This window comes from Comamonadaceae bacterium OTU4NAUVB1, from assembly GCA_024372625.1.
Classification (GTDB): Bacteria; Pseudomonadota; Gammaproteobacteria; order Burkholderiales; family Burkholderiaceae_C; genus Variovorax.
The window spans coordinates 2,302,393-2,326,755 of record CP099605.1 but is presented as its reverse complement, the minus strand read 5'-3'; the positions used below and the strand labels follow the sequence as shown (position 1 = coordinate 2,326,755).

Annotated in this window: 19 protein-coding genes; 12 read left to right on the top strand and 7 right to left on the bottom strand. The window is 71.2% G+C overall.

The genetic code is table 11. From position 1 onward, the window contains the following. Positions 1-9: 9 nt before the first annotated feature. Genes NF681_14380 through NF681_14365 form a run of 4 tightly spaced genes read left to right on the top strand, consistent with a single transcriptional unit; the run spans position 10 to position 4,215 of the window. A complete protein-coding gene (locus tag NF681_14380) occupies positions 10-1,974 on the top strand; it encodes a TonB-dependent receptor (protein ID UST53494.1) in 1,965 nt (654 codons plus the stop codon). 26 nt (positions 1,975-2,000) lie between these two features. Continuing rightward, complete coding sequence (locus NF681_14375; protein ID UST53493.1) at positions 2,001-2,312, top strand: DUF3649 domain-containing protein; 312 nt, start codon at positions 2,001-2,003, stop codon at positions 2,310-2,312. After that, complete coding sequence (locus NF681_14370; GenBank protein ID UST53492.1) at positions 2,309-3,880, top strand: PepSY domain-containing protein; 1,572 nt, start codon at positions 2,309-2,311, stop codon at positions 3,878-3,880. Before NF681_14375 ends, NF681_14370 begins: the two co-directional genes overlap by 4 nt. Next, positions 3,877-4,215, top strand: a complete 339-nt coding sequence (locus tag NF681_14365) for a DUF3325 domain-containing protein (GenBank protein ID UST53491.1) — start codon at positions 3,877-3,879, stop codon at positions 4,213-4,215. Before NF681_14370 ends, NF681_14365 begins: the two co-directional genes overlap by 4 nt. A gap of 110 nt (positions 4,216-4,325) precedes the next feature. Here the strand turns inward: NF681_14365 and NF681_14360 are convergent, their stop codons facing one another. After that, positions 4,326-6,899: a hypothetical protein gene (locus NF681_14360; GenBank protein ID UST53490.1), complete on the bottom strand. Its 2,574-nt coding sequence runs from the start codon at positions 6,897-6,899 to the stop codon at positions 4,326-4,328. 395 nt (positions 6,900-7,294) lie between these two features. Here NF681_14360 and NF681_14355 point away from each other — a divergent pair, with 395 nt between their 5' ends. From NF681_14355 to NF681_14345, 3 genes are all read left to right on the top strand, one after another. Further along, positions 7,295-7,732 carry a hypothetical protein gene (locus NF681_14355; protein UST55880.1) on the top strand — a complete coding sequence of 146 codons (438 nt, stop codon included), beginning with the start codon at positions 7,295-7,297 and terminating at the stop codon, positions 7,730-7,732. Between the two features lie 53 nt (positions 7,733-7,785). Continuing rightward, a complete protein-coding gene (locus NF681_14350; protein UST53489.1) occupies positions 7,786-8,094 on the top strand; it encodes a hypothetical protein in 309 nt (102 codons plus the stop codon). A 274-nt stretch (positions 8,095-8,368) separates the two neighbouring features. Continuing rightward, positions 8,369-9,595 (top strand): GDSL-type esterase/lipase family protein, encoded by a 1,227-nt coding sequence (locus NF681_14345; GenBank protein UST53488.1) that lies wholly within the window; start codon positions 8,369-8,371, stop codon positions 9,593-9,595. A gap of 22 nt (positions 9,596-9,617) precedes the next feature. Here NF681_14345 and NF681_14340 read toward each other — a convergent pair whose 3' ends face one another. From NF681_14340 to NF681_14330, 3 genes are all read right to left on the bottom strand, one after another. Then, positions 9,618-11,555, bottom strand: coding sequence for a potassium transporter Kup (locus NF681_14340; GenBank protein UST53487.1), 1,938 nt, complete (start codon positions 11,553-11,555; stop codon positions 9,618-9,620). A gap of 68 nt (positions 11,556-11,623) precedes the next feature. After that, positions 11,624-12,295, bottom strand: a complete 672-nt coding sequence (locus NF681_14335) for a nitroreductase (GenBank protein ID UST53486.1) — start codon at positions 12,293-12,295, stop codon at positions 11,624-11,626. Beyond that, positions 12,292-13,350, bottom strand: a complete 1,059-nt coding sequence (locus NF681_14330) for a LysR substrate-binding domain-containing protein (GenBank protein ID UST53485.1) — start codon at positions 13,348-13,350, stop codon at positions 12,292-12,294. Before NF681_14330 ends, NF681_14335 begins: the two co-directional genes overlap by 4 nt. An 82-nt stretch (positions 13,351-13,432) precedes the next feature. Here NF681_14330 and NF681_14325 point away from each other — a divergent pair, with 82 nt between their 5' ends. The 4 genes from NF681_14325 to NF681_14310 all read left to right on the top strand — a co-directional run bounded on the left by NF681_14325 (position 13,433) and on the right by NF681_14310 (position 18,570). Further along, the gene (locus NF681_14325) at positions 13,433-14,794 is read left to right on the top strand and encodes a D-serine ammonia-lyase (protein ID UST53484.1); all 1,362 of its coding nucleotides are present in this window, start codon (positions 13,433-13,435) and stop codon (positions 14,792-14,794) included. Between the two features lie 99 nt (positions 14,795-14,893). Next, positions 14,894-15,871 carry a tripartite tricarboxylate transporter substrate binding protein gene (locus NF681_14320; GenBank protein ID UST53483.1) on the top strand — a complete coding sequence of 326 codons (978 nt, stop codon included), beginning with the start codon at positions 14,894-14,896 and terminating at the stop codon, positions 15,869-15,871. Between the two features lie 25 nt (positions 15,872-15,896). Beyond that, positions 15,897-17,420, top strand: coding sequence for an amidase family protein (locus NF681_14315; GenBank protein UST53482.1), 1,524 nt, complete (start codon positions 15,897-15,899; stop codon positions 17,418-17,420). Positions 17,421-17,442: 22 nt separating this feature from the next. After that, on the top strand, positions 17,443-18,570 hold the full coding sequence (locus tag NF681_14310) for an FAD-binding oxidoreductase (GenBank protein ID UST53481.1): 1,128 nt from the start codon (positions 17,443-17,445) through the stop codon (positions 18,568-18,570). A gap of 243 nt (positions 18,571-18,813) precedes the next feature. On the opposite strand, the gene NF681_14305 is transcribed toward NF681_14310, so the two are convergent. Next, complete coding sequence (locus NF681_14305) at positions 18,814-19,827, bottom strand: hypothetical protein (GenBank protein ID UST53480.1); 1,014 nt, start codon at positions 19,825-19,827, stop codon at positions 18,814-18,816. A gap of 194 nt (positions 19,828-20,021) precedes the next feature. Then, a complete protein-coding gene (locus NF681_14300) occupies positions 20,022-21,692 on the bottom strand; it encodes a thiamine pyrophosphate-binding protein (GenBank protein UST53479.1) in 1,671 nt (556 codons plus the stop codon). Positions 21,693-22,036: 344 nt separating this feature from the next. Here NF681_14300 and NF681_14295 point away from each other — a divergent pair, with 344 nt between their 5' ends. Continuing rightward, positions 22,037-22,201 (top strand): hypothetical protein, encoded by a 165-nt coding sequence (locus NF681_14295; GenBank protein ID UST53478.1) that lies wholly within the window; start codon positions 22,037-22,039, stop codon positions 22,199-22,201. A gap of 54 nt (positions 22,202-22,255) precedes the next feature. On the opposite strand, the gene ilvB is transcribed toward NF681_14295, so the two are convergent. Continuing rightward, positions 22,256-24,076, bottom strand: coding sequence for a biosynthetic-type acetolactate synthase large subunit (gene ilvB / locus NF681_14290; protein UST53477.1), 1,821 nt, complete (start codon positions 24,074-24,076; stop codon positions 22,256-22,258). Between the last annotated feature and the right edge of the window lie 287 nt (positions 24,077-24,363).

Sequence of the window (24,363 nt, the reverse complement as noted above, 5' to 3'; positions counted from 1 at the left end):
CCCATCACCATGTCCCTCCTGTCACATTCCACCCCTTCCGCGCGCCTCGTGGCGATCGCCGTCGCGGCCCTTGCGGGCGTGCTCGCCACCGACCGGGCCCGTGCGCAGGACGCCGCCGACCTCGCCACGGTGGTGGTCACCGCGTCGGGGTCGGCGCAGCAGGTGAAGGACGCGCCGGCGTCCATCACGGTGGTGACGGGCGAAGAACTGCGCAGGCGCTCCTTCCGCGACCTGACCGATGCCCTGCGCGATGTCGAGGGCGTCGCCGTGACCGGCACCGCCAACGAGAGCGAGATTTCCATCCGGGGCATGCCTGGTGAATACACGCTGATTTTGGTCGACGGCAAGCGGCAGAGCACGCGCGATGCGCGCGTCAACGGCAGCGCGGGCATGGAGCAGAGCTTCATTCCTCCGGCCGAGGCGATCGAGCGGATCGAGGTCGTGCGCGGACCGATGTCCTCCCTGTACGGTTCCGACGCGATCGGCGGGGTGATCAACGTCATCACGCGCAAGGTGCCCTCGGCGTGGGGCGGTTCGGTCAACCTCGACCACACGGCACAGCAGCACAAGGACTACGGCAATGGCAGACAGGTCCAGTTCTTCGCGGGCGGACCGATCAAGGACGAACTGCTCGGCCTGCAGGTCTGGGGCCGACGGCTCGATCGCCAGGCCGACGACGATCTGGCGAATGGGGGCTTCGCACGGGCGCGCCACACCGACCTCACCGCCCGCCTGGCGATCACGCCCAATCTCCATCACGACATCGTGGTGCAGGCAGGCGCCGCCCGCCTGCACAACGGCGAAGGCACGAGCGCCAACTGGGCGACGCGCGAGCAGGACAACGACCGCGACCACGCATCGGTCACGCACCGGGGCCGCTACGGCTGGGCATCGTCCGAGGTCTCGCTGGCCTGGGAGCGCGCCTCGCGCATCGGCGTTAGCGATGGCACCGTGGCGCAGAACGAGTTCTCGGACCGCGCGCCCGAAGTGAAGAACACGGTGTTCGATGCCAAGCTGGTCATGCCCTGGCGCGGCCACCTGGTCACCAGCGGGGTGCAGTGGAACGACACCTCGCTGTCCGACTGGAACCCCGGCCTCGGCGACCAGGTGACCTATCGCTTCGGCACGACGCAGAAGGCGGTGTTCCTGGAGGACGAATGGTCGATCACCGAGCGTTTCGCCCTGACCGGCGGGTTGCGGCTGGACCACCACGACCAGTACGGAACGCATGCCAATCCTCGTCTGTACGCGGTGTGGCACGGCACCGACAGCTGGACCCTGAAGGGCGGCGTCTCGCGCGGCTTCAAGGCGCCCGAACTGCGCGCGGTGATTCCGGACTACGCCTATGTCCGGCGCAACCGTTTCGTCATGCTCGGCAACCCCGACCTGAAGCCGGAGACCAGCACCAACTACGAGGTGTCGAGTCTCTGGGCGCCGAGCAGGACGATCTCGGGCGGCATCACCTTCTTCTACAACGACTTTCAAGACAAGCTGTCGACGGTGACGACCACGCGCACCTGGAACCGCTACATCGTCATGGACCGGGTGAACATCGACAAGGCGACCATCGCCGGCGTCGAGCTCAACGCGAAGTGGGACGTGAGCCGCACGGTGCAGCTCAAGGCCAACTACACCCACACCGACTCGCAGCAGAAGACCGGCGCCAACATCGGCGCGCCGCTCGCACTCACACCCGAGCGCATGGCCAACGTGCGGGCGACCTGGAAGGCGACACCCGCACTGACCGTGTGGAGCGCGCTGGCACACTATGGCGAGGAGTACGGCGCGACCCTCGGCACGCGGCCGGCTCCCGCCTACACCACCGCGGACGTCGGCGCCTCGTACGACTGGAATCGCGACGTCACGCTCAACGCCGCGATCCACAACCTGTCGGACAAGCGGCTGGACCAGGCCACCTACGGCAAGAACAATTACGGTCGCCGGCTATGGGTCGGTTCGACCCTGCGCTTCTGACATCCATCGCACCCGGTCGCCCGCACATGCCTGTCACCTCTCGTTTTCCACTGATCCGCTATCGCCTCGGCGTGGCCTCGCGCCTGATTGCCGCGGTGTCGGGCGGCCACATCCTGTCGATCTGCGTGGCCCATGGCGTGGCGCTCGGGCTGTCGGCCGGTGGCGCCTCGCGCGTCGATTCGGCATTGGCGGCGACGATGGCGGCCTTCGTCTCGCATGCCGTCGCCGCCCTGTGGGCGTTCGGCTGCGCGAGCGCCTGGCGCGCCTGGGCGGGCATCGGCCTGCCGGCCACCGCCATGGCGTTGTTCGCACGGGCCGTCGGCGCGAGCACTGCATGAGGGTCGACGGCCGACCCCAGGGCCTGCGCCCGTCGATGGCGTGGCTCCACACGTGGAGCGGCCTGCTGCTGGGCTGGCTGCTGTATGCGGTGTTCTTCACCGGGACACTCAGCTATTTCCGCGACGAGATCGACGTCTGGATGAAACCCGAACTGCACGCGTCGGTGCCCCGGGATCTCTCGCCCGAGAGCGCCATCGACGCCATGCTGCGCCTGGCGCCCGGCGCGGCGGCATGGACGCTCGAACTGCCCGGCGCCAGGACGACGTCGATCCAGGCGAGCTGGCGAGAGCACGGCGCGGCGCCAGGCCGTGCCGGCACCCGACGCGCCGAACTCGACGCCGCCACGGGGGAGGTGATCGAGCAGCGCGCCACCCGAGGCGGCAACTTCCTCTACCGTTTCCATTTCGAACTGCACGCCTTGCCGCGCACCGGGGCGCGGTGGATCGTCGGCATCGCCACGATGGTGATGTTCGTGGCCATCCTCAGTGGGGTGATCACGCACAAGAAGATCTTCACGGACTTCTTCACCTTCCGCCCGCGCAAGGGTCCGCGTTCCTGGCTCGACGCCCACAACGCGACGGCCGTGCTCGGGCTTCCGTTCCATGTCGTCATCACGTTCAGCGGCCTGCTGCTGATGATGAACCCGCTCATGCCGTGGGGTATCGACGCGGTCTACCAGGGCGACACGCAGGCCTTCGCCACCGAGCGTCGCGGCGGCGCGGCGCCGACTGCGCGCAGCAACGATGCCAGCCGTGTCGCGACACGCGACGGCACCGACGTCGTGCCTCTGGTCGCGCTGGCGCCCCTCCTCGCGCAGGCCCGCGCCCGGTGGCCCGAGCACGGGGTCGGCAGCATCGTGGTCCATCAGCCGGACACGGCAAAGGCGACCATCGAACTGCGTGAGCAGGGCGGTCGCAGTCTGCTCAACCGTGGCGCCGGCGATCGGATGCGCTTCGACGGCACGACCGGCGAGCGCATTGAAGGGCCGGCGACAGCGGCGCCCTCGGGCGCGCTCGCCGTCTACAACGCGCTGACCGCGCCGCACCTCGGGCGCTTCGCCGGCCCTGGCGCACGCTGGCTGCTGTTCGTCGCGGGCGTGATCGGCACGGCGATGGTGGCCACGGGGCTGGTGCTGTGGATCGTCAAGCGACTGCCAGAGCGTCGCAAGCTCGGCCGCACGCCGCCTGGCCAGCGCCTCGTCGAGATGCTCAACGTCGCCGCCGTCGCGGGACTCTCGGTGGCGACGGCGAGCTATTTCTGGGGCAACCGACTGATCCCGGTCGATCTGCCGAAGCGCGCGGACTGGGAGGTTCACGGCTTCTTTGGCATGTGGGCGCTGTGCTTGGCGCATGCCGCGTTCCGCCGGCATCGCGCGGCCTGGCGCGAGCAACTTGGCCTGGCTGCCCTGCTGTTTGCCTTGCTGCCGGTGGTCAACCCGCTCACCGGCGGCACCGGCCTCTTGCTCAGCATCGCTCAGGGCCAGTGGAGCGTGGCCGGGTTTGATCTGGCGATGCTGGTCTTCGCCGTCCTGCACGGCGTCATGGCCTTCAGGTTGCGCGCGCCATGAGCGCGCCAGCGGCACTCACGGCGCTCGCGATCGCCTGCGCGGGCTTCACGACGCTGGCACTGGCGATGGACCGCCATCGATGCGAGATGCTCCGGCACGAATGGCCGAGCCGCTTCGTGCGGCCGCTGCGCCTGGCGGGGGGCGCCCTGCTGGCCGGCGCCTTGCACCTCGCCTGCTTGGACGCCGGGTCGGTTTCGGTGGGGATTCTGTGGTGGCTGGGGCTGCTGAGCATCGCCGGCACGGCGCTCGTCGTGCTGCTGGCCTACCGGCCACGCTGGTCGCTGTGGTTCGGCTGCGCGGCACTCGCCTTCGGGCTCGCGCAGGCCTGGTTTTGAGCGCCGGGTCCGGGAGGAGGGTTGCGCGGGCGGACCGCACCCCAACACACGAAAAAAGCCGCTGCGGACGCAGCGGCTTTCTCGCGGGAGGCCGCCGTGCGGCCGTGTCTTCAGTTGATGTTGGCTACTGCGCCGTGGAAGGGTTTACCCGGGACCTTGAAGGTGCCGCCGTACTCGAAGGGTGCGCCGTTGAGCATCTGGCAGCCGCCCTTGGCCGAGGAGCAGGCCTTGGAGGCGTCGTAGGTGTGCCAGATGATGGGGCCGTAGAGGAAGTTGTGGATGCCCTTGCCGGCGTAGTCGGCCACGGTGACCATGTAGCTCTCGGTGCCGTGGTTCTCGCCGTCCTCGGTGGAGATGGGGTCGATCATGCGGCTCTCCTGGAGGGTTCGCACCACCGAGCCGGAGGCGATGTCGTTGTCGAAGCGCACCCACTGGACCTTGCGGTCGCCCCGGGAGGTGACGAGGAGTTCGCGCTGCGGCGTGTTCGGGAAGATCGTCCTGACCGAGGAGTTGTTGCCCGTCATGTGTTCCTTGATGTAGCCGATGTTGGTCGGGTTGCGGCCCACGTCGACGGAGAACTTCTCGGCGATGTCCGAGGGCGTGCCGCCGGCGGTCTGGTTGAGGTAGCCCGCGCCGAGGTCGAACACCCGCAGCTTGCCTTCCTGGGTGGCGATGAAGGCGCGGTGGGGCGCGCTCAGGCTCATCTTGACGGCGGTGGGGCGGTTGGGCAGGTCGACGACCTTGATGACGCTGGGCTTTTGCGAGGGGGCGACCTCGAAGGTGTAGGGCCACTGGCTGGCGCCGTCGCCGCGGTTGGCGATCATGGCGTTGAAGCCCGACTGCGACTGCACGAAGTACTGCTGCTTGTAGTAGGCGAACAGCGGGCGCAGGTCGACGAAGGCCGCGCGCTTCTCCGACTTGGAGATCACCACCGCCATGCCGGCGCGGGCGTAGGCGTTGGAATACTCGCCGCTGGCGTAGCGCGCGCGCATGGCCGGGTCGTCCAGGTCGGTCTCCCAGAAGTTACGGATGCGCTCGTAGTCCTGCCAGAACAAGCCGGTGGTCGCGGCGATCTCGGTGGGCGCCTTCAGGGTCTCGGGCAGGTCCACGTAGCCGATGACCTTGGCGAAGTTGTAGTTGCCCAGGCCGGGCATGCCGGGGTAGGAGCGCTTCCAGTTGCCCCAGTTGGCGCCCCAGTTGCCCTCGCTGGCCATGGTGCAGCTCTGGCAGCCGTCGCCCAGGGCGACCACCGCGATCTGGCCGCGCATGGCCGCGGTGTCCCACACCGTGACCAGGGCGAACTCGCCGCTGTTGGTGATGGTCAGGGCGGTGGGCACCTTGCCCGCGGGCAGCTTGGTGCTCACGAAGTTGTGGGAGGTGTTGCTGCCCACGCCGATGATGCGCCCGTCGGCGTACACCGCCAGGGAGTTGGTGCACCAGCCGCCGCGCCCGTAGCACTTGGCCAGGGCGACGGGCTTCTCCAGGGTGAAGGAGTTCTTGTAGGTGTCGATGTTCGCGTCGATCGCGCCGCCGTCGTTGGCCGCCCCGGCGTAGGTCGTCCAGCTCGGCTCGGGCTCGATGGAGGTGGTGTTGTGGCCCACGTTGAGGGTCTGCACCGAGCCCACGGCCGCGGCATAGGACTTCCTGTAGAAGCTCGCCTCCGGGTTGGCGTCGGCGACGTAGGCGAAGTTCAGGATGTTGGAGCTGTAGTCGCCCGCGCGGTACTCCAGGGCGCCGCCGACCTGCCAGGTGCCGCACCAGCTCGTCCAGCCGCAGCCACGGTCGCCCAGGCCGTTGGGGTTCTGGATGGAGACCATGTTGAAGGGCTGGCTCTGGCGCTTGGCGTACGTCGGCAGGCCGCCCTGGCTGGCCGTGCCGTACTCGGCCGAGGAGGGGCCGTAGCGGTAGGCGATGGCCTCCTCGGTGCCCATCTTCTGGGCCATGGCCTGGTACTCGGCGTTGGAGACCGCGCCGTTGACCATCACGTCGCCCGAGACGGCCGCGACCGTGCCGCTGGGGGTGACGGGCGTCGGGGCCGTCGCCACGGGCGTGGGCTTCTGCAGCACGGGAGCGGGCGCCGGCGCGGCGACGACCTGCGTGCTCGGCGCGGTGGTGCCGGCGCTGGTGTAGCAGGCCTTCAGGAGCCCGCGCAGCGGGTCGCCGAAGAAGCCGTCGTCGCAGCTGTAGGTGCCCGCTTGCAGCGTCTTCTGGAAGAACACGCCGTTCACGCCGTAGCTCACCACGCTGGGCGTGGCGAGCCTGAAGGTGTTGGGCTGGTCGACCAGCTTGGTCAGCTGGGTGGTGGCCGCGGGCACGTAGCAGGCCTTGAGCACGCCCCAGAACGGGTCGCCGAAGAACTCGTCGCTGCACGCGTAGGTGCCCGGGGCGAGGGTCTTCTGGTTGAAGACGTTGTTCACGCCGTAGCTCACGACGGTGGTCTTGGCCAGGGTGAAGGTGGTGTTTTGCGGGGTCAGGCGCTGCAATTGGGCGTTCTGCGTCGATTGCAGCGCATTCTCCGCATAGCACGCCTTGAGCACGCCCCAGACCGGGTCACCGAAGAAGCCGTCGTCGCACGAGTACGTGCCGGGCTGGAGCATCTTTTGCGTGAAGACGTTGTTGGCCCCGTAGCTCACCGTGGCCGCCGACGTCAGCGTGAAGCTCTTGCCCTGGATCGTCAGCTGCATCAGGTCCGCCGCCCACGTGGGGGCGGATGCGCAGCCTGCAAAAGCCAGCAATGTACCCAAACGTACGCTCTTTAGTACTTTCGTCACTTAAAACCCCTTGTGTTAGACAGTGAGCGAATTTTGACAAGCTCTTGTCCTACACACAAATGGATCATGTCCTACAAACCGACGAAAGCGCGATTTGAGCCGACGTGTGGCAAATTACCGAAATCTTTGAAAATAATTGTGACTTTTGTCTGAAAGGTATAAGTTCCTATTTGAATAGAAATGGCTTAAGTTCATGTTTGCCTACATGGATGCATTGGAATTTCTCACATGCGTAATTTAGTTTTCATGTGTAATTCGGCATTGGTTGCCACATGTCGGCGGCAATAGATTTTTAAAAAGGGATTTCCATGGCAGACGATTTCAAGACGCCTTCGCAACTCGCCGAGGACACCAAGCACGTGGGCCGCGATGCCGCCCAGGCGGCCAACGGCATCGCCAACGAGGCCAAGTCCATCGGCGCGGATGCCGCCCAGTCGTTGCGTCCGGCCATCGAGGATGCCAAGGCCACGGGTCGCGAGGCCGTCGACACGGCCAAGGGCGTGGCCCGGGACGCCAAGGAAATCGCCAGCGACGCGGCCGAGACCACGCGCAACTACGCGTCGGGCGCGGTGAACGCGGCCGGCAAGAAGATCACCGACCTCAAGCACAAGGCCGCCGACCTGCAGGATGCGAGCGTGCGCTACGTGGGCGACGAGCCCGTGAAATCGGTACTGATCGCCGCCGCGGGTGGTGCCCTGCTGACGGCCCTGTTCATCAAGTTCATCGGCGGCGGACGCCGCTACTGAGTCCGGCTGTCGAATCCCGCATTCCTTTTTACTCAAGCATTCCAGGACCCCGCATGGAACCGATGAAGCCGATGGCCCCCATGAAGCCCATGAAACCGATGGATCCGCCCGATTCGAGTTGGTGGCCCCAGGGCCTGTCCAATCCGTCGAGCAGCGGTTCGCAGAACGGCATGCGCTACGCGTTCTTCCCTGACCAGCATCGACTGGCCATCGACGACAACGGCAAGGTGACGCAGTACGACACGGGCGATCACCAGATCTCCGGCGTCAGTCAGTCGCAGGGCGGCTCGGGTGGCGGCTCGCCGACATTCAGCAGCCAGAACGGCAACGTCGACCTGTCCTCGCTCAAGCAGGTCGGCTGACATCACCCGGTCGCCGACCGGCGAACGACGGGCCCATGGCAGACGCCATGGGCCCGTTTTCGTTGCGGGCGAGACTGCATCCAGGCGTCGTAAGGCCCGACTTCCGGGTCGTCGAACCCTTCATCACGGAGATTGCCCCATGACCCCGCGCATCCGTCGTTCCCTCGCGATCCTCGCGACCGTCCTGGTCGCTTGTTGCGCCGTCGCTCAGACCGCGGCGTCCCGGACCCCCGCCCCGTCCGCCGGCCGATGGGCGACGGTCTGGACCGGGTCCGTGCAGGGCCCCTATCCGGTGGGCAATCCGTCGGCGCAACCCGAGATGCGCTTCGCCTTCGCTTCGCCCGAAGCCGGCGCACGCGACCAGAATTTCCGCCTGATCGTGCGGCCGGGCCTCTGGGGCCGCCAGGCAAGGTTGCGTTTTTCCAATGCGCTCGGCACCCGACCCATCGCCTTCGACGGCGTCTTCGTCGGCCTGCAGCTCGGCAGCGCGACGGTCGTTCCCGGCACCAACCGCCCGGTGACCTTCGGTGGCCAGCCGGCCGTGACGATCCCGCCCGGCGGCTCGGTCTGGAGCGACGCCGTGGCGCTGCCGTTCGTGCGCGAACCGGCCGACGCGGGCGCGCTGGCGGGCCGTCGCCTGGCGGTGAGCTTCCACGTGGCGGGGGAGAGCGGCCCGATGACCTGGCACGCGAAGGCGCTCAGCACCTCCTACGTCGGGCCGCCGGATGCCGGCGCGGCCGGGCAGGCGGAGGACGAATCGGCGTTTCCCTTCAGCACGACGTCCTGGTATTTCCTCGACGCGGTGGACATGCGCGCGCCCGCCGACGCCCGCGTGGTCGTCGCCTTCGGCGACTCCATCACCGACGGCACGGCCAGCACGATGAACGGCGACGACCGCTGGCCCGACGTGCTCGCGCGTCGTCTCCACGCGATCCACGGCAACCGCGTCGCGGTCGTCAACGCCGGCATCGGCGGCAACCAGGTCGTCGGTCCGGCGACCTATGCGCCGCAGCAGCCGTTCCCCGGCGGTCCGTCGTCGCGCGACCGGCTGCAGCGCGACGTGCTGTCGCTGTCGGGCGTGTCGACGGTGATCTGGCTCGAAGGCATCAACGACTTCAGCCGCAACGGCGGCGCCTCCTTCGAGGCCGTGCGCGACGGCATGGCCGAGGGCGTGGCGCGGCTGCGCGCCGCGCTGCCCGGCGTGCGCGTGATCGGCGCGACGCTGACGTCGGCCCTGGGCAGCAGCAGCGCCGCCCATGGTCACGCCGAGCAGGACGGAAAGCGTCGCGCGCTCAATGCCTTCATCCGCTCGTCCGGCCTGTTCGACGGGGTGGCCGATTTCGACGCCGCCACGCTCGACCCCGCGACCGGCGGCCTGCGGGCTGAGTTCGTGCCCGAGAGCACGACCGGCGGCGCCGGCGACCGGCTCCACCCCAACCGCACGGGCTACCTGGCGATGGGCGGTGCGATCGATCTCGGCGTGCTGTTCGGCCGACCGTGAGAGCGGCCCGGCCGGCGGCGCCTCAGGCGCGCTGGCCCATCTCCACGACGCGGTTGCCCGGCAGGCGGAAATGGTCCGACGCGCGCCCGGCGTTGCGCTGCAGCCAGCCGAAGAGCATCTGCCGCAGCCGGCTCATGCCCGGGAGTTCACCCACCGTGAGCGAGGCGCGCGAGATGAAGTACGAGGTCGTCATCGTGTCGCAGGCCACGCCTTTCTGATAGGCGAAGGTGCGGATGAACTCGGGCACGTCGGGCGCCTCCATGAAGCCGTGCCGGGCCGTCACGACCCAGATGCCGTGGCCCAGCGTGTGGGCCCGGATGCGCTCGCGCGCGTCCACGCGCGGCACCGGCCGCGCCTGCACCACCAGCACCACGACCTGTTCGTGCAGCACCTGGTTGTGCTTGAGGTTGTGCAGCAGCGCGTAGGGCACCGAGTCCTCGCGCGGATGCAGGAACACCGAGGTGCCGCGCACGCGATGCGGCATGTGGGCGGCGAGGGATGCGACGAAGGGCGCGAGCGCGATGGCGTCGGCCTCGACCAGTCCCAGTCCGATGCGCCGGCCCTTGGCCCAGGTGGTGAAGATCGCCATCACCGCGACGGCCACGGCCAGCGTCAGCCAGCCGCCCTCGGCGATCTTCAGGCTGTTGGCGGTGACGAAGGCGAGGTCGATGGCGACGAACACCGCCACGCCGGCGGCCACCGCCACGCGGTTCCAGCGCCACAGGCCGAAGGCGACGATGCCCGCGAGCAGCGTGGTCGTCACCATCGTGATCGACACCGCGATGCCGTAGGCGGCCGACAGCGCGCTGGAGCTGCCGAAGCCCAGCACCAGCAGGATCACGCCGACCATCAGGATCCAGTTGATCGACGGCACGTAGATCTGTCCGATCGCCGTGGCCGAGGTCTGGACCACGCGCAGGCGCGGCAGGTAGCCCATGCGGATGGCCTGCGCGGTCAGCGAGAAGGCGCCCGAGACCACGGCCTGCGAGGCGATGACCGTGGCCATCGCCGCCAGCACCACCATCGGCAGCACCGCCCACGACGGGAAGAGCCGGAAGAACGGGTTGTCGACCGCGCCCGGGTCGGCCAGCACCAGCGCGCCCTGGCCGAAATAGTTGAGCACCAGCGCCGGCAGGGCGATGAACAGCCACGCCAGGCGGATGGGGCGGGCGCCGAAGTGGCCCATGTCGGCGTAGAGCGCCTCGCCGCCGGTGAAGGCCAGGAACACCGCCCCCAGCACCCCCAGCGCCTGCGGCCCGTGATGCCACAGGAAGCCGACGGCGTGGCGCGGATCGAGCGCGGCGAGCACGCGCGGCTCCTGCACGATCTGCAGCACGCCGCTCAGCGCCAGCAGGCCGAACCACAGCAGCATCACCGGGCCGAACACGCGGCCCACGCGCTCGGTGCCCTTGCGCTGCACGGCGAACAGCGCCACCAGGATCGCGATCGTCACCGGGATGATGAAGCGCTCGAACCGGGGCGCCTGCACCTCCAGCCCCTCGACCGCCGACAGCACCGAGATCGCCGGGGTGATGACGCTGTCGCCGTAGAACATGGCCGCGCCCACCAGGCCCAGCAGGCCGGCCAGGCGCCACAGGCGCGGATGGTCCGCGCGAGCGCCCAGCGCCCGCCGCGCGAGGGCCTGCAGGGCCAGGATGCCGCCCTCGCCGTCGTAGTCGGCGCGCAGCACGAACACCACGTACTTCAGCGTCACTACCACCATCAGGCCCCAGAAGATCAGCGACAGCAGGCCCAGCACCGCGTCGGGCGAGAAGCCGACGCCGTGCTCGGGGTTGAGCGTCTCCTTGAAGGCATACAGCACCGAGGTGCCGATGTCGCCGAACACGACGCCCAGGGCCGCGACGGTGACGCCGACGCCCGCGTGCGAGCGCGGGTGGGCCGCGGTGGCGTGGGCGTCGCTCGATGGCGTCGGCTCGGACGTCGGGGGGGAGGAGGTCATGGGCGCCGCACCGGAGGGAAGAGGGCGTCGAGCATAGTCGCGGCCGGGGCCGCGTGCCGCGTGCCGCGTCAGAGGCCAATGAACTCGGCCACCTCGTCCAGGGGCGCGCGCTCGGCGCGGAAATCCTGGAGCGCATGGTGCGGGTCGGCGTGGCCGATCGCCATGCCGGTGAACAGCATGCGCTCGGCCGGCAGCGCGAGGAAGTCGCCGACGGTTTTCGGAAAGGCCGCCCAGCATTCCTGCGCGCAGCTGTCGAGTCCCTCGGCGCGCAGCAGCAGCATCACGGTCTGCAGCAGCATGCCCAGGTCCGACCATTGCGGCGGACCCATGCGGCGGTCGACGCTGCAGAACAGCGCCAGCGGCGCGCCGAAGAACTGGTAGTTGCGGGCGAACCAGCGCAGGCGCGCGAAACGGTCCTCGCGCGGCACCCCCAGGCGCTCGTACATCTGCTCGCCCACGGCGTGCCGGCGGTCGCGGTAGGGCGCCACCAGTTCGCGCGGATAGACGTCGTACTCGCCGCCTTCGCCGCGCGGCGTCTCCTCCAGGCGAACGCGCATCAGCGCCTTGAGTTCGTCGAGCCTCGCACCGCCCACCACGTGCAGGTGCCAGGGCTGCAGGTTGCCGCCCGAGGGCGCGCGCAGGGCCTGTTCGAGCACGCGGCGGATCACCGTCCCGGGCACCGGGGTCGGCAGGAAATGGCGCACCGAGCGGCGGCTGGCGACGGCTTCCCGGACGTTCATGGGCGGAGACTCCTGGCGATGGCAGTGGAAGTGGAAGGCAGCGGGGAAGGCGGCGGCGACGGGACCGGCGAAGCCGTCGCCCCGGTCGGCGCGCCGTGCGACGGCGCCAGTCCGGCGAGCACGGCGTCGCGCCGGACGCGGAAGGCCGTGGCCTGCGCCGTCAGCCAGGCCTGCACCTGGAGCACCTTCGGGGGCGGCGCCATGCCCGTGACGAAGACGTACGACGCGCGCGAGCGCAGCGGCAGGGCGAACGGCGCCACCAGCCGGCCCGCGGCCAGGTCGTCGAGCACCAGCGCCGCGCGGCCGATGGCGATCCCCTGGCCCGCCAGCGCGGCGCCGACGGCGAGTTGGGCGAGGTTGAAGTGGTGGCCCGACGCCAGGTCGGGCAGCGCGACGCCGGCGTGGCGCAGCCAGTCGCCCCATTCCTCGGTCGCGCCGGCGCCGGCCCAGGGGCTGTCGTCGTGCAGCAGCATCGCTCCGCGCAGGTCGCCGGGCGCGCGCAGGCCGGGATGGGCGCGCAGGAACGCGGGGCTCGCCACGGGCACCAGCCATTCGTCGAGGAAGGCCGTGGCCTGCAGGTCGCGGTACTCGCCCAGGTCGAAGCGCACGGCGGCCTCGACGTCGTCGCGCGTCATGCGCTCGCGGTCCAGCGCGTGGAACTCGCTCACCACGCGCAGGCCGACGTCCGGGTGCGCGCGGTAGAAGTCGCCCAGGCGGGGCGTCAGCCAGCCCATGGCGAAGGAGGGCGCGCAGCTCAGTCCCGTGGGCTGGTCGGGCCGCGCCTCGCGCAGCTGGCCGAGGGTGCCCTCGATGGCCTGGAACGACTCGCGCAGCACCACCGCCAGCCACTGGCCCTCGGGCGTGGCCACCAGCGAGCGCGGGGCGCGCAGCAGCAGCGGCCGGCCCAGCCAGTCCTCCAGGTGCCGGACCTGCTGGCTGACGGCGCCCTGCGTCACGCACAACTCCGAGGCGGCGCGGGTGAAGCTACGGCACCGCGCGGTGGCTTCGAAGCACCGTAACCATGCAAGCAGCGACGGCGTGAGGCGGATGTCCATGGCGCGATGAGTCCGGCTAATGGCCACCGCATCACGAATGCGTTGTGCGGGGCCGGGGTGGGACAGAGAATTCTTTCACCTTATGCAACTTCCTTCCATCGCTCCCGCCGTCGCGACGTTTTCCCTCGATGCGCTGCGCGCCGGCACGCCGGTGCTGTGGGCGTCCCGCATCGACCGCGCCGCCGCCATCGCCACGGCGCCGGCGGCCATCGCGGCGGGCGACGTGGCGCGCGCCGTGGCCCGCTTCCGCCGCTGCGCGCCGGCGCTGCGGCGGCTGTTCCCGGAACTGGAGGCCGACGCCGGCGTCATCGAGTCCGCGCTGCGGCCGGTGCCGCGCCTGCAGGCCGCGCTGCGCCTCCCGCCCGAGGCCGGCACGCTGCTGGTCAAGGGCGACCACGCGCTGCCGGTGGCCGGCTCGATCAAGGCGCGCGGCGGCATCCACGAGGTGCTCGAGCACGCCGAATCGCTGGCGACGCGCCACGGCATCGACATCGACGCCGACCCGCTCGCGCTGGTGTCGCCGCCCGCCCGCGCGCTGTTCGCCACGCACGAGATCGCCGTCGGCTCGACCGGCAACCTGGGCCTGTCGATCGGCGTGATGGCCGCGGCGCTGGGCTTCCGCGCCGTGGTGCACATGTCGGCCGACGCCAAGGAATGGAAGAAGGCGCGCCTGCGCCGCCGGGGCGTCGCGGTGGTCGAGCACGCGGGCGACTACGCGCAGGCCGTGGCGGCCGGGCGCGAGGCCGCCGCCGCCGATCCGCGCTGCCATTTCGTCGACGACGAGCATTCGCTGTCGCTGCTGCTGGGCTATGCCGCCGCCGCGCCGCACCTCGCCGCGCAGATGGCGGCGCTGGGCCGGCCGGTGGACGCCGAGCACCCGCTGTTCGTCCACCTGCCGTGCGGCGTGGGCGGCGCCCCGGGCGGCATCGCCCTGGGGCTCTCGCAGGTCTACGGGCCGCACGCGCACTGCGTGTTCGTCGAGCCGACGCGCTCGCCGTGCTTCCTGGTGCAGATGGTCGCCGGCACGCCCGAAGGCGCCCACCTGGGGCCGCACCCGTCGGTCTACGACCTCGGCCTGGACAACCGCACCGAGGCCGACGGCCTGGCGGTGCCGCGCGCCTCGCTGCTGGCGGCCGCGGCGGTGGCGCCGCTGCTCGCGGGCGTCTGCACGGTGCGCGACGAGGCGCTGTTCCCGTGGCTCGAACTCGCCGCCGCCCACGAGGGCCTGCGCGTCGAGCCGTCCGCCGCCGCCGCGCTGGGCGGGCCGGCCATGCTGCTGGGCTCGGCCGAGGGGCGCGACTACCTGGCGCGCCACGCAATCGATGCCGGGCGGCTGGCGCGCGCCACGCACATCGCCTGGACCACCGGCGGGCTGTTCGTGCCCGACGACGAATACGCCCGCTTCCGCGCGCGCGGCGCGGCGGACCTCGCCGCCGCGGCCTGAGGCGGATCGCCGCGACCCGCCCCCCCGCACCTTCGTTCCGCCCCGCGAATCCACGCGCAGTCCTGCGCAGTCCCCGACACCCGAACTTCGAGAACCTCCATGAAATCCTCCCTGCTCCTGGCCGGCGCCGCGCTGGCGTCCACCCTCGTCCTGCCGGTGGGCACCGCCCACGCCGCCGATGCCTTCCCGTCCAGGCCCATCCAGCTGGTGATCCCGTTCCCGCCCGGCGGCGCGACCGACGTCGTCGGCCGGCTGGTGGGCAAGACGCTGGGCGAGAAGCTCGGCCAGAACGTGGTCGCCGACAACCGCGCCGGCGCCGGCACCATCATCGGCGCGAGCTACGTCGCCAAGGCGGCACCGGACGGCTACACGCTGCTGATCAGCTCGGGCACCACCTTCACCGTCAATCCGGCGATCCAGCCGAAGCTGCCCTACGACCCGGTCAAGGGCTTCGAGCCCATCGGCATGGTCGGGCGCACCGGCCTCGTGCTGCTGGCCCACAAGGACGTGCCGGCGTCCAGTCCGAAGGAGTTCGCCGCGCTCGCCAAGGCGGCGCCGGGCAAGTACTCCTACGCCTCCTACGGCACCGGCACCACCTCGCAGTTCACGGGCGAGCAGATCCTGCGCGCCACCGGCACGCGGCTGGTCCACATCCCCTACAAGGGCAGCGCCCCGGCCATGACCGACCTGATGGGCGGGCAGGTGCCGTTCTCGGTCGACACCGTCTCGGCCGCCATCCCGCAGCTCAAGACCGGCAAGATCAAGGCCATCGCCGTGACCACCGCGAAGCGCTCGGCGCTGCTGCCGGACGTGCCGACCTTCGCCGAGGCGGGCTTCGACGTCGACGCCGACACCTGGATCGCCGTCGTCGCGCCGCGCGGTCTGCCACCGGCCGTGCGCGCGCGGCTGGAGCAGGCCATGGCCGAGACGCTGGCCGTGCCCGAGGTGCGCGAGAAACTGCTGGCCGCCGGGCTGGAGCCGAAGTTCGAGGGCGGCGCGGCCGTCGCCACGCTGATCGAGCGCGAGCTGCCGGTGATGCGCGCCATCGCCGCGCGTGCCAACATCACGGCGGAATGACCCCCGCCACGGAGACGACCCCGCCATGACCCATCCGAGCGACCTGATCGCGCTGCCCGCCACCGAACTGCGCCGCCTGATCGGCGCCAGGCAGCTCTCGCCCGTCGAACTGCTCGACGCCTGCATCGCGCGCATCGAGGCGGTCAACCCGTACGTCAACGCCGTGACGGCCACCTGCTTCGAGCGCGCCCGCGACGAGGCCCGCGCCGCCGAGGCCGCCGTCATGGCCGGCGCGCCGCTGGGCCTGCTGCACGGCCTGCCGCTGGGCGTGAAGGACCTGGAGGACACCGCCGGCCTGCTGACCACCTTCGGCTCGCCGATCCACCGCGCCAACGTGCCCGCGGCCGACAACGTGCTGGTGCGGCGCCTGCGCGCGGCCGGCGCCATCGTCGCGGGCAAGACCAACGTGCCCGAGATGGGCGCCGGCGCCAACACGCGCAACCCGGTCTGGGGCGCCACCGGCAACCCGTTCGACAACCGCCTGAACGCGGGCGGGTCGTCGGGCGGCTCGGCGGCGGCGCTGGCGCTGGACATGCTGCCGGTGTGCACCGGCTCGGACACCGGCGGGTCGCTGCGCATCCCGGCGGCCAAGTGCGGCGTGGTGGGCTTCCGGCCGTCGCCGGGCGTGGTGCCCAGTTCGCGCAAGCCGCTGGGCTGGACGCCGATCTCGGTGGTCGGGCCGATGGGCCGCACGGTCGCCGACGCCTGCCTGCAGCTGGCCGCCACGGCCGGCGTCTCGGCCACCGACCCGCTGACCCACGACCTCGATCCATTGGCCTTCCTGCTGCCGCCGGAGATCGACCTGGGCGGCCTGCGCGTGGGCTACACCGAGGACTTCGGCGCCTGCGACGTCGACCCCGGCATCCGCGCCGCCTTCCGCGACAAGATCGCGGCCATGCGCCACCTGTTCCACCGCTGCGAGCCGGTGGCCTTCGACCTCGGCGAGGTGCACCGCTGCTTCGACGTGCTGCGCGCCGAGGCCTTCGTCGCCGGCACGCGCGCGGCCTACGAGCGCGACCCGGCCAGCCTGGGCGCCAACCCGCGCGCCAACTACGAGATGGGCGCGGCCATGAGCCTGCTCGACTGCGCCTGGGCGCAGGCCGAGCAGACGCGCATCCTCGCGCGCTTCCAGGCCGCCTACCGCGAGTACGACATCGTCCTGGCGCCGACCACGCCGGTCTCGCCGTTCCCCTGGACCGAGCCGCACGCCACGCACGTCGAGGGCCGGGCGCAGGCCAACTACTACCGCTGGCTGTCGCTGACCTACGTCACGACCCTGACCACGCACCCGTCGCTGAGCCTGCCGTGCGGCACCGACGCGGCGGGCCTGCCGTTCGGGCTGCAGATCGTCGGGCGCTTCCGCGCCGACCGCCACACCCTGGGCGTGGCGCACGCGATGGAACGCGCCTTCGCCGACATGCCCGCGCTGCGCCGCCCGCGCCCCGACGCCGCACGCCTGCGCCATCCGGTGCCCGCGCTCGACTCGATCGTCACCGCGCCGCCGATCCTGGGCGGCGCGGCCTCCGGCGGCAGCGCCTCCGCCGTCTGAAACCCCGACCGGAACCCGCCTCATGGACACCTTCGAATTCGCCGTCGTCGGCGCCGGCATCGCCGGCGCGTCGGTCGGCTGGGAACTCTCGGCCCACGCCCCCGTGGTGATGCTGGAGCGCGAGAGCCAGCCGGGCTACCACACCACCGGGCGCTCGGCCGCGCTCTACATGGCCACCTACGGCACGGCGGCGATCCGGGCGCTCACGCGCGCGAGCCGTGCCTTCTTCGACCGGCCGCCGGCGGTCTTCGGCGACGACCCCATCCTCACGCCGCGCGGCGTGATGCACATCGCCTCGGCCTTCCAGCACGACCTGCTCGAGGCGACCTGGCGCGAACTGTCGGAGCGCTCGCGCGACGTGCGCCGCCTCGGCCAGGACGAGATGCTCGCCGCCGTGCCGTGCCTGCGGCCCGATGCCGCGGTGTTCGGCCTGGCGGAGGACGGCGCGAGCGACATCGACGTGCACGCGCTGCACCAGGGCTACCTGCGCGGCTTCCGCCAGAACGGCGGCCGCGTCTGGAGCGACGCGCACGTCACCGGCCTCGCGCGCGACGGCGGCTTCTGGACCGTGACCCTGGCCGACGGCCGGGCCCTGCGCGCGCGCCACCTGGTCAACGCGGCCGGCGCCTGGGCCGACGCGCTGGCCGGGCTGGCCGGCGCCCGGCCCATCGGGCTGGAACCGCGCCGGCGCACCGCCTTCACCTTCGCGGCGCCGGAAGGCGTCGACGCGGCGCGCTGGCCGGCGGTGATCGGCATCGACGAGAGCTTCTACTTCAAGCCCGACGCCGGCCTGCTGCTGGGCTCGCCGGCCAATGCCGACCCGGTGCATCCGCACGACGTGGTGCCCGAGGAGCTGGACGTCGCGCTGGGCATCCACCACATCGAGCTGGCGACCACGATGACCATCCGCCGTCCGCACCGCGCCTGGGCCGGCCTGCGCTCGTTCGTCGCCGACGGCGACATGGCGATCGGCTGGGACGGCGAACGCGAGGGCTTCTTCTGGCTCGCCGGCCAGGGCGGCTACGGCATCCAGAGCGCCGCGGGCACCGCGTCGCTGGCGCGCAGCCTGCTGCTGGGCGAGCCGCTGCCCGACGCGTTGCGCGCCGAGGGACTGGACGTGGCCAGGCTCTCGCCCGCGCGCCTGCGCTGACGCGGCGCGGACCGTCCCGGGCGGACGAAAAAAAGGCCGGCGATGGCGCCGGCCTTCCTGCTGGGATGGTCGCGACGCCGCAGCGTCACGTCATCAGCGGCGCCGGAACGGCGTGTTCACGTTCGTCGTGGAGGCGGCGCCACGGACGCCGCCGTTGCGCGAGCGATACCACTTGAGCGCCATCCAGCCGACGGTCGCGATCTTGAAGAGTTTTCCGAACATGGCGATTTTCCTTTCAATGGATCAGTTGTAGGCACGCACGTTGGTGCGCACCATCGGGTCACGGCGGGCGGCCAGGCCACCCAGGGCGGCGGCGATGGCACCCAGCACCAGGGCGAGGGCGGCGGCGAGGGCGGCCTGCGACGAGGCCTTGGCGGTGGCATCGGCCACTTCGCGGGCCTTGGCTTCGGCGGCGACCTTCTGCTCTTCGAACTTGGCGCGGGCCTGCTCGTAGTTCTTCACCCAGCCGTCGACGCGGGCCTGGGCTTCGGCGCGGTCGACGTTGGCGCGGGCCATCACGACGTTGACGACGGCGTCGCGGTCGACCTGGTCCACGGTGGCCTTGCCGGAGGTGATGATCTTCTGGATCACGGTCTTCAGGTCGTCGGTCGATGCCTGGCCGTTGGCGGCCGCGGAGGCGGCGCCGGTGGCCTGGTCGGCGGCGTTTTCGGCCTTGTTGGCGATGGCTTCAGGCTGCAGGGCCGGCTTGCCGGTCTGCTTCAGGAGCTTCTCGGCCTCGTCCTTCATGGAATCCCACGAGATGCCGCTGGACTGCAGCTGCTCCTTGGCCATGTTGGCCAGGGGCGCGGCGGCGGCGGCGGCGCCGGTGGCCGTCACCGATGCGGCCGTGCCGACCACGCTGGCGCCACCGCGCACCACGGCACCCACGGCCGAGGCCAGCAGGTAGGCCGTCACGATGGCGGCCAGGCCCCAGGTCACCAGACCGTGGAGCAGGGCGTCGGTCTTCTCGGGCACGCCCGCCAGGTGGCTCGCGACCCAGCCGCCGGCGAACAGCGAGATCATGCTGCTCACGGCCCACCAGACGCCGGCGCCGATGCCGAACGTCGACGCGTCGGGGCTGCTGTAGCGCATCGGGTCGATGGTGCTCAGGCCGATGCCGGCGCCCAGCAGGCTCAGCACCATCTGGACCACGATGGCGATGACGACGCCCGCGACGATGGCGCCCCAGGAGACGCGTTTCCAGGCGGGTGGATCGATGGCGCGGTTGGCGGCGGTGTTGGCGTAAGGTGTGTTCATTGCTGGATCGACGTTGAGTTGCAGGCTCTCTGGCCCTGGTTTGGAATCGAGGCGGATGATGGCGCCCGATCACGGCCGGCCCCGGGTCCGGGAAGCCCCTGCTCACGTAGTCCTGCGTCGCTCAAGCCCCGTGGATCGGGGCGCCGGGCCGGTGTCGGGCTTTGCACCCGTCCCGGCGGCGGACCGCGCCTTCCTCAGCCCTGCAGCGCCGCGTCCCGGATCGCCTGCAGCGTGCGGCCCGGCGTGATGGCCTCGGCATCGAGCAGGCAGTGCAGCACGGCCGGCTTGCCGCTGGCGCGGGCGCGTGCCAGGGCGGGCGCGAACTCGGCGGTGTCCGTCACGCGCTCGCCGTGACCGCCGAAGACCTCGGCATAGCCCCGGAAGTCCGGATTGCGCAGCCGCGTGGCGCTGACGCGCCCCGGGTAGTGGGTCTCCTGGTGCATGCGGATGGTCCCGTACATGGCGTTGTCCAGCAGCACCACCAGGATCGGCAGCCCGTACTGCACGGCCGTGGCGAACTCCTGGCCGTGCATCAGGAAGTCGCCGTCGCCGGCGAACACCACCACCTCGCGCGCCGGCCACAGCCGTTTGGCGCCTACGCCCGCGGGCAGGCCGTAGCCCATCGAGCCGCTGGTCGGCGCGAGCTGGCTGGCGAAGGCCCGGAAGGGCCAGAAGCGGTGCACCCAGGTCGCGAAGTTGCCCGCGCCGTTGCAGAAGATGGCGTCGGCCGGCAGCACCTCGCGCAGGTGCCGCATGACCTCGCCCATCTGCAGCGGCCCGGGGATGCGGATCGGCGCCGGGTCGCTCCAGGCCAGGAACTCGGCGCGCGCGGCGCGCGTGCGGTCGGACCAGCGCACCGGCGCTGTCGGGCGCAGCGCGGCCAGCGCCGGCGCGATGCCCTGCGGCGTCGCGTGGATGGCCTGCGTCGCGCGGTAGAGCTTGCCGAGTTCGTCGGCGTCGGCGTTGACGTGGACCATCGTCTGGCGCGGCACCGGGATCTCCAGCAGTTCGTAGCCCTGCGAGGGCACCTCCGACAGGCGTCCGCCGAGCAGCACGACCAGGTCGGCGTCGCGGATGCGCGCGAGCAGCTTCGGGTTGGCGCCCAGGCCGAGATCGCCCGCGTACGAGGGGTGCTCCGCGCTCATGAGCATCTGGCGGCGGAACGAGCAGTACACCGGCAGGTCGAACGCGCTCGCGAAGGCGGCGACGTCGCGCGTGGCGGCCTCCGACCAGCGGCTGCCGCCGAGGATCACCACCGGCCGCTCGGCCGCCTCCAGCAGCGCCTGGAAGCGCGCCATGTCGGCCGCGCCGGGGTGCGTCTCGGCCACGGCGTAGGGCAGCGCGTCGGCGACGGTGGCGGCCTCGGTGAGCATGTCCTCGGGCAGGGCGATCACCACCGGGCCCGGACGGCCGGAGCAGGCGACGTGGAAGGCGCGCGAGACCAGTTCGGGCACGCGCGCCGGGTCGTCGATCTCCACCACCCACTTGGCCATGGTGCCGAAGACCGCGCCGTAGTCGAGTTCCTGGAAGGCCTCGCGGCCCAGCGCGCCGCGCGCGACCTGGCCGACGAACAGCAGCATCGGCGTCGAGTCCTGGTGCGCGATGTGGACGCCGGCGGCGGCGTTGGTGGCGCCGGGACCGCGCGTCACGAAGCACACGCCGGGCCGGCCGGTGAGCTTGCCCTGGGCCTCGGCCATCATGGCCGCGCCGCCTTCCTGGCGGCATACCGTGACGTCGATGGTCGCGTCGTGCAGGGCGTCGAGCACGGCCAGGAAGCTTTCGCCCGGCACGCAGAAGAGCTGCTGCACGCCGTGGAGGATGAGTTGGTCGACCAGGATCTGGCCGCCGGTGCGCGATGGGGTCATGGTGTTCGTCGGATCAAGCGAGGTGGAAACCGCAGGAGGCGGAAGGGAGCGTTTCGCGGCGCGGGCGCCGGCGTCGAAGGATAGGGGCGCGCGGCGCGTGGACCACGCCGCAGTGTGGCGCGGCGACATCGCCGATGCCGGGGAAAACGCCGTGGTTTACATCCGGGAACGAGACTGCCCCACCCTTGTTACAACAAACGTTCAAGCGGGTTAACCCTGGAAAGTAACGTCGTGAAACGCTTGGCTGCGTGTGGGAAGCCACCGCTCACAATCTGAGCATGATTGCATTCCTGAGACGCAAAGGCGCCGCTCGAGTCGACCAGTCCCCGACCGATCTCCCCGAAGTGAGCCAGCCGATGCCGCTGGAGGACAACGAGCCGTACACCGAGGTGGCCGACCACCTGAGCGTGACCGAGTTGAGCGAACTGGAGGCGCGTGCCCTGTGCGCGCGCGAAGACATCCCCGTGTTCTGGCCCCGCCCCGACCAGGAGCAGCAGCGCCACGGCTGAGGGCCGGCCGACCCCTGACCCCGACCACTCCCCGGCACCGCCGGGGCGGCCGCCTCAGACGCCGTCGGCCTCCGACGCGTTCTCGTACCAGCGGTCCTTGCCCAGCATCACCCGGTGATGGCTGCTGCCCGAGGGCATCATCGGAAAGCAGTTCTCCTGCGCGGCCACCTGCACGTCGAGGAAGAACGGTCCCTCGAACGCCAGGCACTCGGCCAGCGCGGCGTCCAGTTCGGCCGGATCGCACACGCGCCGGGCGCCCCAGCCGAAGGCCTTCGCCAGCGCCACGAAGTCGGGCAGCGCCTCGTTCCAGCTGTGGCTCAGGCGGTTGCCGTGGTTGAGCTCCTGCCACTGGCGCACCATGCCCATGTAGCCGTTGTTCGACAGCACCAGCTTGACCGGCGTGCGGTGCTGCACGGCGGTGGAGAGTTCCTGGATGTTCATCAGCACCGAGGCGTCGCCGCTCACGCAGACCACCAGCGCCCCGGGGTGCGCGATCTGGGCGCCGATGGCCGCCGGCAGGCCGTAGCCCATGGTGCCGGCGCCGCCCGAGGTCAGCCAGCGCCCGGGCCGCTCGAAGCGCAGGTGCTGCGCGGCCCACATCTGGTGCTGGCCCACGTCGGTCGAGACGATGGCGTCGCGCCCGTCGAGCGCCCCCTGCAGCGAGCGCATCAGCTGCTGCGGCAGGATCACGTCGGCGCGCGGGGCGAAGTCGAAGCAGCGCTCGGCCCGCCAGCGCTCGACGCGCGCCCACCAGGGCGCCAGGCGCCCCGCCGGCAGGTCCTGCAGCTGCTGCAGCGCCAGCAGCGCGTCCAGCACGGCGCCGCAGTCGCCGACGATCGGCACGTCGACCCGCACGGTGCGGTTGATGCTCAGCGGATCGATGTCGACGTGGATCTTGCGTGCGTGGGGACAGAACTCGTCGAGCTTGCCGGTCACGCGGTCGTCGAAGCGTGCGCCGATGCACACCACCAGGTCGGCCTCGTGCATCGCCAGGTTGGCCTCCAGCGCGCCGTGCATGCCCAGCATGCCGAGGAAGCGCGGGTCCGACGCGGGCAGTGCGCCGAGTCCCATCAGGGTCAGGGTGCAGGGCGCGTCGAGCCGCCGCACCAGCCGCGTGAAGGCCTCGCAGGCGGCCGGGCCGGCGTTCACCAGGCCGCCACCGCCGTAGACCACCGGCCGGCGCGCGGTCGACATCAGGTCGGCGGCGCGCTGCAGGCTGCCCGTGGGGAGCGTGCCCGTGCCCGTGCGCGCCCGGCGCGGCGGCCGTGCCGGGGCCGCCGGCGTCGTGCCGAGGGTCGTCAGCTGCACGTCCTTGGGCACGTCCAGCAGCACCGGGCCGGGTCGTCCGGTCGCGGCGATCTCCAGCGCGCGGCGCACCACCGACGGAATCTCGTCGGGCCCCCGGACCTGGTGGTTCCACTTGGTGACCGGGCGCGACATGCCCAGCGCGTCGCTTTCCTGGAACGCCTGCGTGCCGATCACGCCGGTGGCGACCTGCCCGCTGATGCACAGCACGGGAACGGAATCGCTCATCGCGTCGAGCAGGCCGCTGATGGTGTTGCCCACGCCCGGACCGGAGGTGACCAGCACCACGCCGATGCGGCCGGTGGTGCGCGCGTAGCCCTCGGCCGCGTGCACGGCGGCCTGCTCGTGACGCACCAGCACGTGGCGCAGCCGGGGCTCCCCGTGCAGGGCGTCGTACAGCGGCAGCGCCGCGCCGCCCGGGTAGCCGAAGATCGTGTCGACGCCGCATTCCACCAGGGTGTCGAGCAGGGCGACCGCGCCGTTGCGCAGGGGTCGCGGCGCGTGCGGGGCGCCACCGGCGAGGGGGCCGGCGCCCGTCGGCGCAAGGGTTTCGGTCAGGCTTGATTGCATGCCCTGATTTTTCCGCACATCGCACCGAATAGGCTTCCTGTTTTCGATGCAATCGACGCATTCGATGAAGATCGTTCGACGAAACGTCGATAAGCCGGAAGGAAGATCGGTCGGACAACGCGCGGCCATGTCGAGCGTGCCGCCCGTCCAGCGACGGGAGTGGCGTGGTCCGATGCCGGGAGAGCGGGTCCACCGCGCGCCGGTGCGGCCCGCGCGACGACCTTCGGTCGCGACGGACGCACCGCCCGTGCCGCCCGGCGGCGCGATGTCCGGCCACGGCGTCGGGC